This is a genomic window from Pedobacter sp., from assembly GCF_041662865.1.
GTDB lineage: Bacteria > Bacteroidota > Bacteroidia > Sphingobacteriales > Sphingobacteriaceae > Pedobacter.
This window is the reverse complement of sequence record NZ_JBAZRL010000014.1, coordinates 20,355-35,267: the sequence shown is the minus strand read 5'-3', so window position 1 is coordinate 35,267 and position 14,913 is coordinate 20,355. Positions and strand designations below refer to the sequence as shown.

Here is a 14,913-nt window from a genome sequence, read left to right as displayed (position 1 = left end):
ATGAAAACATCCCTTTTTAAATATCTAAGCGTAGCAACTTTCGTAGGTCTAACTGTACACGCTAAGGCACAACAGTCGTTATCACAACAAATGGCTAGTACGGTTATGGAAATTTGGAAAGATTCATTAAATCTCGAACCATCAAATCCAAAGCCTGTAAAATGGGCATACGATCAAGGTGTAATTCTTGAAGGAATAAATGGCATTTGGAAAAGAACCGGAAATGGGGAATATTTTAAGTACATGCAAAAAAGCATGGATTTTTTTGTCACTAAAGAGGGGACAATTAACCGCTATAAACAAACCGATTACAATATTGATAACATCAAAAATGGTCGTTCACTACTCACATTATACAAAGTAACTGGTCAGCAAAAATACTTTAAAGCCGCAACCTTGTTGTGGGATCAATTGCAACAACAACCTCGAACAAAAGAAGGTGGGTTTTGGCACAAGAAAGTGTATCCAAATCAAATGTGGTTAGATGGTTTGTATATGGGCGAACCTTTTTATGCAGAATATGCAGCGTTGACTAAAAACGAAAAAGCATTTGATGACATCGCAAATCAGTTTATTTGGATGGAAAAAAATGCTAGAGATGCTAAAACCGGCTTGTTATATCACGGTTGGGACGAATCAAAAACTGAACAATGGGCAAATAAAACTACAGGCAAATCTCCAAATTTTTGGGCTAGAGCAATGGGATGGTACGGAATGGCATTAGTTGATGCATTAGATAATTTTCCAAAAAATCATCCTAAACGTGCTGCATTACTAGCCATTTTAAATAGATATGCGTTGGCAGTTCAAAAAGTACAAGATCAGAAATCAGGTTTATGGTATGATATTTTAGATCAACCAACTGGCAAAGGAAATTACCATGAAGCATCTGCAGCAAATATGTTTGTGTATACCTTTGCAAAAGCCGTGCGCATGGGTTATTTGCCTTCTTCCTATTTTGCAGTGGCAGATAAAGGATATAAAGGCATTAGAACTGAATTTATTGAACAGGCATCGGTAGGAAAAATTAATTTAAAAGGAACGGTTAGTGTTTCCGGCTTGGGTGGAAAACCGTATCGAGATGGTAGTTATTCGTATTATTTGAGTGAGAAAGTAATTACCAATGATCCGAAAGGTGTTGGTGCATTTTTGTTGGCTGCGAACGAAATGGAAATTGCTGAATTACCAAAACCTGGCTTTGGTAAAATGGTAACCTTAGATTCTTATTTCAATAATGAAACTAAACTAGACCAAAGCAATAATACCATTTCTTGGCATTACAAATGGGAAGAACTCGCAAATGGAGGTTTTTCTTTTTGGGGAGACCAATTCAATAACGCAGGTTTTAAGACCAATACATTATATCAAGCACCAACAATAGCGAACTTAAAAAATTCGTCGATTTATATCATTGTAGACCCAGACTTTGAGAAAGAAAATCCAAAACCAAATTTTGTAGGGAGCGCTCATATTAAAGCAATTACCGAATGGGTAAAAGCTGGCGGAGTTTTGGTGTTAATGGCTAACGATGCACCAAATTGCGAATTAGATCATTTTAATGAATTGGCCATAAAATTTGGTGTGCAGTTTAACAAGGATAGTAAAGGGACAGTCCCAGTGCCTTCTAATTTTGAAACTGCAAAAGTCGTAGTCCCTGCTGGAAATGAAATTTTTAAAAACTCAACCAATCTTTTCATTAAAGAATATAGCAGTTTAAAACTTTCAGGCAATGCAAAATCGATTTTAAAAGATAAAGATGGCGATAATGTGATGTCGGTTACTAAATATGGAAAAGGAACTGTTTTTGTAATTGGAGATCCTTGGCTATACAATGAGTATGTGGATGGTAGAAAATTGCCGGCAAGCTATGATAATTTAAAAGCAGCGGCTAATTTAGTGAATTGGTTAGCAAAACAAACAAGCTCAAAGAAATAGAATGAAAAGATTAATAGCGATAGTTTATACTTCGGTTTGCCTGTGTTTGTTTTCATGCGTTTCAGCTCAAAATGCTACGCAAACAACGATAAAAACAGATCAGATAGCAGAGAAAATGTTGATTTATCAATTGAGTAATGGAGCTTGGCCAAAACAACTGGAAGACGGGAGCGTGGTGAAATATGAAACTCCACTAAACGATGCATTGATGGCTAAAATTAAAGCCACAACAGAAAAACATGCTACGATTGATAACAAAGCAACTAGTAGAGAAATTAATGCCTTAGTAAAAGCTTATAAAGCAACAAATAACAAAACCTATTTACAAGCAGCTGAAAGGGGAATAGATTACCTATTAAAAGCCCAATATGCAAATGGTGGTTGGCCACAATATTATCCAGATAAAAGCATTTATAGAGCCGAAATAACGTATAATGATGATGCAATTGTAAATGTGTTGAACATTATGCACGGTATTGCTACACAAGCAAATGATTTTGATGTTGTTGACAAAAGTTACATCAGCAAAGCTGAAGATGCAGTTAAACGAGGAGTAGATTGTATATTAAAAACACAGGTTTTGCAAAATGGAAAGCCAACTATTTGGGCTGCACAATACGATCAAAACACATTGAAACCCGCGAAAGCTAGAAATTTTGAGCCTGCATCTTTAAGTACATCAGAATCTGTTGGGATCGTTAGATTTTTAATGCGATTAAAAAATCCATCACCTGAGATAAGGAAAGCAATTACCAATGCAATCAATTGGTTTGAAGCAACAAAAATTACTGGTTATAAATTTGAGAAATTCCCTGATGGAAAAGAGAGAGGTTTAATAGCTGATCCAACTGCTGTAATTTGGGCTAGATTTTACGACTTTCAATCCAACAAACCCATATTTGGAGATAGAGATAATTCGATAAAAGACAATGTAGCTGATATTAGTTTTGAACGTAGAAATGGTTACGCTTGGTACGGTGCATGGCCAAATAATCTTCTAAATAAAGAATACCCTAAATGGTTAAAGGCTAATCCATAAGTTTTGTATAAAATGCTAAGAAATCAATTATGATTAAAAATTTAGCTATTTTCATTTTATTTCAATGTTTTATTTGCACTGCTTTTGCTCAAAAATCAACTATACTCGACTGGAAAACTGATGTAAGTTTAAATACTTATCTCATTCAGCAAATGCATTCGGAATACGATGCAAGAAAAATAGAATTTAACAAAGCACTAACTTCCAAAACAAATACAAGTGCGTATATCCAATCAGTAAAACAAAAAGTTAAAATAGTTATTGGAACATTGCCTCAAAAAGCAAGTTTAAATCCACAAATAACAGGAACAATCCAAAAAACAGATTATCGTATAGAGAAAATTGTTTACCAGAGCTTTAAAAACCATCATGTTACGGCAAATCTGTATATCCCAGAAGGTAAAGGGAAATTTCCTGCAGTTTTGCTTTTTTGTGGACATGAAGATTTAGCTAAAGCAACCGAATCCTATCAACAAACAGCTATTCTTTTTGCAAAGAATGGTTTTGTAGTTTTTGTAATCGATCCAATTTCTCAAAGTGAAAGAGTTCAATTAACGGATGAAACTGGGAAAGCACTTACTCGAGGCTCAACTACTGAGCATACCTTATTAAATTTATCCTCTAATCTTTTGGGTACTTCTGTTGCAGCATATGAACTATTAGATAATGTGTGCGGATTAGATTATTTGGAAACTAGACCAGAAGTTGATAAAGCCAAAATTGGGTGCATTGGAAATAGTGGTGGCGCTATGCAAGCCATTTATTTTGCGGGTTTTGATGATCGTGTAAAAATTATTGCGCCATGTAGTTATTTAGCAAGCAGAGAACGAACTTTGGAAATGACTGGTGCTGCTGATGGTTGCGCACAAATTCCAGGAGAAGGAAATGCGCATTTAGAGATGAGCGATTATTTGATTGCTGCTGCTCCAAAACCAATGTTAGTTTTAGCAGGGCGATATGATTTTATAGATTATAATGGAACATTGCAATCTGTTGAAGAACTCAAGAAAGTGTATCAAAGTTTAGCATCTTCGGAAAAGCTATCACTTTTTACTTATGATGATGGTCATGGCATTTCAAAACCTAAGCGAGAAGCTGCCGTACAATGGTTTAGAAAATGGTTTTATTATGATGCAAAGCCAATTATTGAGGGGAATTTAGAAATATTACTGGATAAGGATTTATTTGCGACTATAAAAGGAAAAGTAAATTCAAGCTATCCTGATGAAGTGACTGTTGCTCAAAAAAACCTTCAATTATTTAGCGAAAAAGCTGAACACAGAAGATTATTTTCGCAACTACCAATCGATCAAAGAAAGCAGAAAATCAGAGAATTACTTGGAATAAGGCTTACGAGTGAAAAAACAGAAATAGAAAAAGTTGGAAAAGGGAAAATTGGTCACTTTGATACTAAGTTTGATAAAATTATTCTTCGCAAAAGGAATGAAGTTCCTTTACCAATTCGTATTTACTATCCATCAGCTAAAGCTAAAAAGATAGTAATTTGGGTAAGTGATGATACAAAGAAACGCGATAGTATTATTTCTCAATCCTTATCTGAGAGAAGCGAAGAAATTATAGTAGCTGTTGACCTTCGCGGAAATGGAGAAACCATGGATAAACCAGAATTAAACGATCCTAAATATTTCAATAAGGAATATCGAAATGCGATGTTAGCTTTACATATTGGTAAGCCTCTTATTGGACAACGAGTTACAGATGTGTTAAGTATAATGGAATTTATAGATAAGAATGTAGAATTAAATGAACTACCAATTGAAATCAATGCTATCGGATTGGTTGGTTTGCCAGCTCTTCATGCTGCATTTTTCGATTCTAAAATTGCTAAAATCAATTTGTATCAGTGTATTTCGACTTACCAATATGTCTTAAATCAGCCTTTGGCAAAAGACCGATATGGAGTTGTAATTCATAATGTGCTGAACTATTATGATATTCCAAATTTAATAAATTGGGTAGGTGCAGAAAAAGTAAAGTTCAATCCATAAATAAACCACATTTTACCACAACGTTCTCGGGAACGATTGCGCAAATATTTGCACTCAAATAGGGTTTTTACTAGCAATTAATAAGTATAATTGCTTTAACCAATATGCTTTGAAAGGGCATTGCCGTCTTTTTGTGAACAAATTTTATAATTGAAAAGCAGTATTCATTAGAAATGATTTTATCTCAAGAAAATCTAAATTTAATCAATCCAAAAAATGTGGTTGTACCAGACGATAGCATCTTCGAACTTCCAGAAAAGGTGCTTCAGTTTGGAACCGGTGTTTTGTTACGCGGTTTACCAGATTATTTCATAGATAAAGCAAATCGTCAAGGAATTTTTAATGGTCGAATTGCGGTAGTAAAATCAACAAGTGGATCAACAACCGAATTTGATTCTCAAAACTCATTATATACGCTTTGTGTACGCGGACTGGAAAATGGTCAACCCGTATCAGAAAATATTATTTCATCAGCTATCAGTAGAGTTATTTCTGCCGAAGAAAACTGGAATGAAGTTTTAACTATTGCAAAATCTAAAGATTTGAAACTTATCGTTTCAAATACCACAGAAGTAGGCATAACCCTTGTAAACGAAAGCATCACTTTAAATCCACCAACTTCTTTCCCTGCCAAAGTTTTAGCTGTATTGTACGAAAGATTTAAAGCTTTTAACGGTTCAAAAGAAAGTGGTTTAGTTATTATAGCAACAGAGTTGATTCCAGATAACGGAATTAAATTAGCATCGTTTGTATTGCAGCTTGCGCAATTTAATCAGTTGGAAGCCAGTTTTATAGCTTGGGTAGTTTCATCAAATACTTTTTGTAATTCGTTAGTGGATAGAATTGTTCCAGGCAAACCAGATGCCGCCACATTAGCCAATTTACAAGATGAATTAGGTTATACAGATAATTTGCTGTCAATGACAGAACCTTACCGTTTGTGGGCCATTGAAGGCGATGAAAAAGTAGCAAGCGTTTTAGAGTTTGCCAAAGTTGATGCAGGAGTTGTGATTGCAAACGATATAGAAATTTATAGGGAACTAAAGGTTCGCTTGTTAAACGGAACACATACGTTGAGTTCTGGTATTGCTTTTCTATCAGGTATTGATACAGTTAAAAATGCAATGACCAACGACCAACTAAAAACGTATATAGAAGATTTAATGGCTGTAGAAATTGGTCCAGCTATACCGTACGAAGTTACGCAAGAACAAGCAACAGTTTTTGCCAATACCGTAAAAGATCGTTTTGCAAATCCTGCTATTGAGCACTTGTGGGTTAATATCACTTTTCAATACACCATGAAAATGAAGATTCGCATTTTGCCATTGTTATTGAAGTATTACAAATTATTTAATAAAGTTCCAGAACATATTGCCCTTGGCTTTGCAGCTTATTTAGTGTTTATGAAAGTCGATCATAGAGAGGGAAGTAAATTTTACGGATCATTTCAAGGGTTGGAATATCTTATTACAGATAATAACGCTAAATATTTTTACGATCAGTTATCTGCAAATGTCACCAATTATGCAACAAGTGTACTGAATGATGTAGACTTTTGGGGTACAGACTTAAACCTATTACCAGGCTTTACCAAATCGGTAAAAGAAAAGTTCAATAAAATAGTTGCTGGTGAAATACCTCAAGCTTTAGAGGAAACTACTTCAAAAATAAATGTATTGTAATGAAGAATAAGGTTTTAAAAATTCATCCAAAAGATAATGTACTAATCGCATTAACAGATTTAAAAGCTGGTGAGGTAATAAACTATCTAGGTGAAACCTATACTTTAGTAGATGATATTCATGCAAAGCATAAGTTCTACACCACAGATATGAATGTTGGGGATGAAGTTTTTATGTATGGAACCTTAGTTGGTAAAACACAATTTTCATTAAAAGCAGGTGCATTAATGACTGTGGAAAATCTAAAACATGCAGCAGCACCTTACCAATATCGTCCTTACAATTACGAATGGAAAGCACCAGATGTTTCGAAATTTGCAAACCGCACATTTAACGGATATCATCGTCAAAATGGCAAAGTTGGTACAGCAAACTATTGGTTATTTATTCCAACTGTTTTCTGCGAAAACCGCAATTTAGATGTTATTCGAGAAGCCTTACACAATGAATTAGGCTACACGGTAACTGCAAAATATAAAGCATATACGCACCAACTGGTGGAGGCTTTTAAAGACGGAACTGATATCTCGACTTTTGACGCACCACTTTCCTTTGAAAATGCTAGAAACAATAGAGTTTTTAAAAATATAGATGGCATTAAGTTTTTAAACCATCAAGGTGGATGTGGAGGAACTAGACAAGATGCGGCAATTTTAAGTAAATTATTAGCTGCTTATGCCGATCACCCAAATGTAGCTGGAATCACAGTACTTAGTTTAGGTTGCCAGAATTTGCAGGTTCAAGATTTTCTGACTGATTTAAAAGAGAGAAATCCAAATTTCGATAAGCCGTTATATATTTTCGAGCAGCAAAAATCGCAAAGCGAAGAAAATATGATTGCAGAAGCAATTAAAAAAACTTTTGGAGGTTTAATAGAAGCGAATAAGATAGAACGTAAACCAGCACCATTAAGCAAATTAAATATTGGCGTTAAATGCGGGGGTAGCGATGGTTTTAGTGGTATTTCTGCTAATCCTGCAGTCGGTTATTGTTCAGATTTATTGGTCGGATTAGGCGCAACAGTTTTATTAGCAGAGTTTCCAGAATTATGTGGAGCAGAGCAAAATATCATTGATCGAACGAAAGACGAAGCAGCAGCTCAGAAATTTATCAAGTTAATGAGCGCTTATAATCAGGCTGCAGAAAACGCAGGCTCTGGTTTTGATATGAATCCTTCACCAGGAAATATAAAAGATGGATTAATTACCGATGCCATCAAAAGTAATGGCGCAACAAAAAAAGGCGGCACATCGCCAATTGTAGACGTGCTAGATTACACTGAACCCACTACAAAAAGTGGTTTAAATTTAGTTTGTACACCAGGAAATGATGTGGAGGCAACTACAGGTAAAGCTGCAAGTGGAGCAACTTTAATTTTATTTACCACAGGTTTGGGTACGCCAACTGGAAATCCAATTTGTCCAGTAATTAAAGTTGCAACCAATAATGCCTTAACAAATCGCATGGGCGATATTATTGATATCAACACGGGGTCAATAATTGAAGGTGAAAAAACCATTGAAGAAATGGGAGAAGATATTTTAGAATATTGCATTAAAGCAGCCAGCGGCGAAGTAATTCCAAAAGCTGTTTTACTAAATCAAGATGATTTTATTCCTTGGAAAAGAGGAGTATCTTTATAATATATAAACCGTCATTGCGAGGCACTAAGCAATCTTAAAGCGAATTGCAACAAGGAGATTGCTTCGTGCCTCTCAATGACGAAAAACACAATAAAATGAAGATTATACAACACGTACACTCAGAAGATTTTAAAACTTATGGAACTGACAAAATCAGAGAAAGATTTTTGTTAGACGGATTAAAAGAGAAAGACAAAGCTAATTTTGTGTATTCTCACTACGATAGAATGGTTACTGGTTTAATCACACCAACAACCAAAGTTGTGCCTTTAGGTACATATGATATTTTGCGTGCTGATTTCTTTTTAGAAAGAAGAGAAATGGGTGTGATTAACGTTGGTGGTGCAGGAACAATTGAAGCTGACGGCACAACGTACAATTTAGCAAAACTAGATTGTTTATATCTGGGTAAAGGTGTAAAAGATGTAAAGTTTAGTAGCAAAAATGCAAATGAACCTGCTGTATTTTATATTTTATCAGCGCCAGCTCACGCAACATATCCAACAACATATTTGCAAAATGCTGATGCTTTTTCTGCACAATTAGGAAGTGTAGAAACTGCTAATGAACGCAAAATTATGCGTTACATCCATAAAGACGGCATTCAAAGTTGCCAATTGGTAATGGGTTTAACTATTCTTTCAACAGGTAGTGTTTGGAATACCATTCCACCACATACTCACGACCGTAGAATGGAGGTTTATTTCTATTTTGATGTAGATGAGGAGCATAGAGTTTTCCATTACATGGGAGAACCTCAAGAAACTCGTCACATTATTGTAGCTAACCACGAAGCAGTTTTATCTCCAACTTGGAGCATTCACGCTGGTAGTGGAACAAAAAATTACAGTTTTATTTGGGGTATGGCAGGTGAAAATCTTGACTATGCTGACATGGATACATTTGGAGTAAAAGAACTTAAATAATAATGGAACAATCATTTTCTTTAGAAGGTAAAGTAATCGTAGTAACTGGCGGAACAGGAATTCTAGGTAATTCATTTGTAAACGCTATTGTAGAAGCAGGCGGAGCAGTTGGTATTTTGGGCAGAAATGCTGAAATCGCAAACGAAAGAGCAGATACAATTAATAAAAATGGTGGAAAGGCAATTGCTTTAATTGCTGATGCGATGGATGAGGTACAACTAATTGCTGCAAGAGAAAAGGTTATTGCAGCGTTTGGTAAAATTGATGGTTTAGTAAATGCAGCTGGTGGCAATATGCCAGATGGAGTTTTACAACCAGATGAAGACATTTTTAGCATGAAAATGGATGGAATGAAAAAAGTCCTAGACCTTAATTTATGGGGAACATTAATTCCAACTCAAATTTTTGGGGAAGCCATTGCTAAAACAGGAAGAGGAAGTATTGTAAATATTTCTTCTATGAATTCTAAAAAAGCAGTAACCAAAGTATTGGGTTATAATATGGGTAAAGCCGCGGTAGATTGCTATACACAATGGTTTGCGGTAGAATTGGCAAATCGCTATGGCGATAAAATTAGAATGAATGCCTTAGCACCAGGCTTTTTCTTAACAGAACAAAACCGCAATTTACTAACTACCCCAGATGGTTATACACCACGTGGCCAATCTGTAATTAAACAAACTCCTTTTAAACGTTTTGGCGATCCAGATGAATTAAAAGGCGCTTTAGTTTGGCTATTGAGTGATGCATCGCAGTTTGTAACTGGAGCTATGATTTGTGTAGACGGTGGTTTCTCAATTTTTAGTGGGGTATAATTTTTATTCGTTATTCCTGCGTAGGCGGGAATCCTAAGGCGATAGCATTAAGATCTCCAATCATGTTGGGGATGACGACTAGAAATAATGTAATATAAACTTGCACAATAACTTATACGAAACTTAAATACCTTAATGGTAAAAATGATTTTAAAAATATAATACCACCCAGTGAAAAACTTTTTAGACGAGAACTTTTTATTGCAAACCAAAACAGCACAAACGCTGTATCACGAATTTGCGAAGCATATGCCAGTAATTGATTACCATAATCATTTAATGCCTGATCAAATTGCTGAAGACAAAAACTTTGAGAATATTACTCAAGTTTGGTTGTATGGTGATCATTACAAATGGAGAGCGATGCGTGCAAACGGTGTTGATGAATACTTTATCACTGGGGCTGCATCAGATTGGGAGAAATTTGAAAAATGGGCAGAAACAGTTCCGTATACACTAAGAAATCCTTTATACCACTGGACACACTTAGAATTACAGCGTTATTTCGATATTCACGAAGTTTTATCTTCCACTAATGCGAAAAAAATATACGACGAGTGTAACGCTAAATTACAAACAAAGGAATACAGCGTACAAGGTTTATTACGTAAAATGAACGTAAAAACGTTATGTACAACCGACGATCCTTTAGATAGTTTAGCATATCATCAGCAAATAAAAAATAACAACGTTGATATTAAAGTTTTGCCAGCGTTTAGACCTGATAAAGCAATGAACGCAGATGATGTAGCAGGTTTAAATGTTTACATCGATAAATTGGCAAAGTTAACTGGAACAACAATCGCTGATTACGATACCTACTTGTCCACGTTAAAATCTCGTCATGATTACTTTGCAGCAAACGGCGCATCAGTTTCTGACCATGGCTTAGAACAAATTTATGCTGAAGATTATACCGAAGCTGAAATCAAAACTATCTTCCTTAAAATAAGAAATAACGAAGCAATAAGTTTAGAAGAGAATTTGAAATTCAAATCAGCTATGCTTTTCAATTTTGCACTTTGGGATCACGAAAAAGGATGGGTTCAACAATTCCATCTTGGTGCTTTAAGAAACAATAACGATCGTTTATTATCATCCCTAGGTCCAGATACAGGTTTCGATTCGATAGGAGATTTCCCACAAGGAAAATCATTATCTAAGTTTTTAAATAAATTAGATTTGAATAATAAACTGGCAAAAACTATTCTCTATAACTTAAATCCAGCTGATAACGAACTAATGGCAACGATGATTGGTAATTATCAAGACGGAACAGTTGCTGGAAAAGTGCAATGGGGTTCTGGATGGTGGTTTTTAGATCAAAAACAAGGAATGATCAATCAAATTAATGCCTTATCTAACTTAGGTTTATTAAGCCAATTCGTAGGAATGTTAACTGATTCGAGAAGTTTCCTTTCTTATCCTCGTCACGAATATTTTAGACGAATTTTATGTGATTTATTTGGCACAGATGTAGAAAATGGAGAATTACCTTACGATAAAGCATGGCTTGGAAAAGTAATTCAAGACATTTGTTATAACAATGCAAAAACCTATTTCAATTTCTAATATGGGCAAAGTTTTAAGTTTTGGTGAACTTTTATTGCGTATCTGTCCAGATGGAGATGGTGAATGGCTAGCAGAAAATAAACTGCCTTTTTATGTTGGTGGCGCAGAATTAAATGTAGCAACAGCCTTGGCATTATGGAATGTTCCTTCAGCTTATTTTACAGCTTTGCCAGAGAATTTCATGTCAGAGCAAATCATCCGTTACATGGATAATTGCAAAATTGATACCTCTAAAATTCATCGCGGAGGAGATAGAATAGGTTTATATTACTTACCAAAAGGAAAAGACTTAAAAAATGCCAGTGTAATTTACGATAGGGCAAATTCTGCTTTCGCGAAGTTGCAAACAGGAACTATCAACTGGGATAAAGTTTTAGATGGAATTACTTGGTTTCATTTTAGCGCCATTTGTCCGGCTTTAAATCAGGCAGCTGCCGATGTTTGTTTAGAAGCCGTTAAAGCTGCAAGTGCAAAAGGGATTACAATCTCTATCGATTTAAATTACCGAGCCAAATTATGGCAATACGGTAAACAGCCGTCAGAAATTATTCCTCAATTAGCTCAATATTGCGATTTGATTATGGGTAATATTTGGGCAGCAGAAAAAATGTTAAGCATTAGCTTGCCAGAGTTTATTCACGAAACGAGCGATAAAAACGTGTATCTTGAACAAGCAAAGGCTACTTCTCAAGAAATCATTAAAAACTACCCTAAATGTAAATCGGTAGCTAATACTTTCCGTTTCGACTATAAACAAGGAATAAAATATTACACCACATTATATACAGAAAACGAGCTAACTGTATCGAAGGAATATGTTTCTGAAAAGATTTTAGATAAAGTAGGAAGCGGAGATTGTTTCATGGCAGGATTGATTTATGGATTTTATCATAAAAACAATTCGTCAGAAACTTTAAATTTCGCTACAGCAGCAGCGTTTAATAAATTATATATACCAAGCGATTGTACTACAGCAACAATTGAACAGGTTAACCAGACATTAAAAGAAAATGAAGACTAAAGAAGCAGCTATACAGGCCATCAAAAATCAAGGGTTATTGCCTCTTTTTTATTACGAAGATGCACAGATAAGTTTAGATATTGTACGTACTTTATACCGTGCTGGAGTTCGTGTTTTCGAATACACAAATAGGGGTAAAGCTGCGCTTGAGAATTTCAAATTCATTAAAGAAGCATTAAAAACAGAAATGCAAGATTTATTTCTTGGCATCGGTACAATTAAAAATACAGAAGAAGTAAAGGCTTTTTTAGCAGCTGGAGCAGATTTTATTGTTTGTCCAGTTGTAGATTTAGAAGTTGGCAAACTAACTCACGATGCTGGCTTATTATGGATTCCGGGCTGCATGACACCAACTGAAATTAATGTCGCTCATCAATTTGGTGCAGGAATTATTAAACTATTTCCTGCCAATATTTTAGGCCCAGATTATTTATCATCAATTAAAGAGCTTTTTCAGGGTCAGTTATTTGTGCCAACTGGCGGAGTAGAAATTGAAGAGAAAAATATTGATACCTGGTTTAAAGCAGGTGTTTGCGCTGTAGGAATGGGCAGTAAACTAGTAAGTAAACAAATTTTAGAAAATAAAGATTACGATACCCTGTTTTCGCTAACCATGAAAACATTCGAAATTATTAATAAAGTAAAACCTTAAACAAAAAACACACTAATCAACCAAAATATAAACCTAAAATTATGAACCAAGTTAAAATTGGCAATTACAGATGGACAATATGCGCCCTTCTGTTTTTTGCAACAACAGTAAATTACCTTGATAGACAAGTGCTCAGTTTACTAAAACCTACTTTAGAAGAGCAATTTGGATGGTCAAATAGTGATTATGCCGATATTGCCGCTATTTTTCAATTTACCTATGCAATTTCCATGCTTTTCGCTGGTCGTTTTGTAGATAAATTAGGTACAAAATGGGGCTATGGAATTGCCATTATTATTTGGTCAATTGGAGCCATAATTCATGCATATTCTATTTCTATTGGTACTGGTGTAGCTTCTATTTTAACAACATTTGGTATCGCAGCATTACCTGTATCCATATTAGGTTTTATGTTTTCTAGAGCAGTTTTAGCCATTGGTGAATCAGGAAATTTTCCTGCAGCTATTAAAGCGACAGCAGAATATCATCCTAAAAAAGAACGTTCATTTGCAACTGGTATCTTTAATTCTGGTGCTAACGTAGGTGCTATTTTGGCGCCAATAACTGTTCCTTGGATTGCAGAACATTGGGGATGGGAAAGAGCATTTGAATTAGTTGGAGCAATTGGCTTTTTATGGTTGTTCTTTTGGCTAGTTTTTTATGAATCTCCAGAGAAACAAAAGAGAATTTCAGCTGAAGAATTAGCTTACATTAATAGTGATGAAGACGAAGTTGCTGACAAAGCAAACGTTGATAAAGTATCATGGTTTAAATTATTAGGCTACAAACAAACTTGGGCATTTACATTTGGTAAATTCATGACTGATGGCGTTTGGTGGTTTTTCTTGTTCTGGTTGCCAGGTTATTTAAAAGATCAATACGCCATGACAGGTTCTGATATCATGCTTCCTTTGGCTGTATTGTACAGCATGACAATGTTTGGAAGTATTGGTGGTGGTTGGCTGCCTAAATATTTTGTGGATAAAGGTTATGCTGTTTATGATGGGAGAATGAAAGCCATGTTTGCCATTGCTCTTTTCCCTTTGGTAGTTTTATTGGCACAACCTTTAGGCCATCATTCATTCTGGATTCCAGTAGTTTTAATCGGTATTGGCGCTTCTGCACATCAAGCGTGGTCTGCAAATATTTTTACCACAGTTTCAGATATGTTCCCTAAAAGAGCAATAGGTTCTGTAGTAGGTATCGGTGGTATGGCAGGTGGTATTGGTGGGGTTTTAGTCACTAAAGTTGGCGGTTGGATTTTTGATAGTTATGCACATAAAGGCATCTCAGAATCATTCAGCAAGTTTAATGAGTTGGGTAATAATGTCTTTGTTAACCAAATAACTTCAATGGATTTAGCCAGTAAATATGGTGATAAAATAGACTTGAATATAATGGCGTTGAGTAAACTGCCAGTTGAAGTTGCAGATAAATTAAAATCAATTGATTCTAATTTGTTTAATCAACTTTTGGAAATTCAAAAACCTTTAGTTCAATCAAATATGACTGTTGCGTACACCATAATGTTTGCATTTTGTGCCGTAGCTTATTTAATTGCATGGGTTGTAATGAAATCATTAGTTCCTAAATACAAAAAAATTACCGACCTATAA

11 protein-coding genes are annotated in these 14,913 nt (G+C 35.1%); all 11 read left to right on the top strand.

What is annotated here, in order from left to right; translation table 11 throughout:
• The 11 genes from WC622_RS06980 (at window position 1) to WC622_RS06930 (ending at window position 14,913) form a co-directional block, all read left to right on the top strand.
• A complete protein-coding gene (locus WC622_RS06980) occupies window positions 1-1,935 on the top strand; it encodes a glycoside hydrolase family 88 protein (protein ID WP_372818588.1) in 1,935 nt (644 codons plus the stop codon).
• 1 nt (window position 1,936) lies between these two features.
• Window positions 1,937-2,974, top strand: coding sequence for a pectate lyase (gene pelA / locus WC622_RS06975; protein ID WP_372818586.1), 1,038 nt, complete (start codon window positions 1,937-1,939; stop codon window positions 2,972-2,974).
• Between the two features lie 29 nt (window positions 2,975-3,003).
• Complete coding sequence (locus WC622_RS06970; RefSeq protein ID WP_372818584.1) at window positions 3,004-4,983, top strand: alpha/beta hydrolase family protein; 1,980 nt, start codon at window positions 3,004-3,006, stop codon at window positions 4,981-4,983.
• Between the two features lie 173 nt (window positions 4,984-5,156).
• Window positions 5,157-6,668, top strand: coding sequence for a tagaturonate reductase (locus WC622_RS06965; protein WP_372818582.1), 1,512 nt, complete (start codon window positions 5,157-5,159; stop codon window positions 6,666-6,668).
• A complete protein-coding gene (locus WC622_RS06960; RefSeq protein WP_372818581.1) occupies window positions 6,668-8,311 on the top strand; it encodes a UxaA family hydrolase in 1,644 nt (547 codons plus the stop codon). The genes WC622_RS06965 and WC622_RS06960 overlap by 1 nt, the downstream gene beginning before the upstream one ends.
• Before the next feature lie 95 nt (window positions 8,312-8,406).
• Window positions 8,407-9,237, top strand: coding sequence for a 5-dehydro-4-deoxy-D-glucuronate isomerase (kduI, locus tag WC622_RS06955; protein ID WP_372818580.1), 831 nt, complete (start codon window positions 8,407-8,409; stop codon window positions 9,235-9,237).
• 2 nt (window positions 9,238-9,239) lie between these two features.
• On the top strand, window positions 9,240-10,052 hold the full coding sequence (locus WC622_RS06950) for an SDR family oxidoreductase (RefSeq protein ID WP_372818578.1): 813 nt from the start codon (window positions 9,240-9,242) through the stop codon (window positions 10,050-10,052).
• Window positions 10,053-10,223: 171 nt separating this feature from the next.
• Complete coding sequence (gene uxaC, locus WC622_RS06945) at window positions 10,224-11,624, top strand: glucuronate isomerase (RefSeq protein ID WP_372818576.1); 1,401 nt, start codon at window positions 10,224-10,226, stop codon at window positions 11,622-11,624.
• The gene (locus WC622_RS06940) at window positions 11,599-12,645 is read left to right on the top strand and encodes a PfkB family carbohydrate kinase (protein WP_372818574.1); all 1,047 of its coding nucleotides are present in this window, start codon (window positions 11,599-11,601) and stop codon (window positions 12,643-12,645) included. Before uxaC ends, WC622_RS06940 begins: the two co-directional genes overlap by 26 nt.
• A complete protein-coding gene (locus WC622_RS06935; protein WP_372818572.1) occupies window positions 12,635-13,297 on the top strand; it encodes a bifunctional 4-hydroxy-2-oxoglutarate aldolase/2-dehydro-3-deoxy-phosphogluconate aldolase in 663 nt (220 codons plus the stop codon). The genes WC622_RS06940 and WC622_RS06935 overlap by 11 nt, the downstream gene beginning before the upstream one ends.
• A 41-nt stretch (window positions 13,298-13,338) precedes the next feature.
• Window positions 13,339-14,913, top strand: coding sequence for an MFS transporter (locus WC622_RS06930; protein ID WP_372818570.1), 1,575 nt, complete (start codon window positions 13,339-13,341; stop codon window positions 14,911-14,913).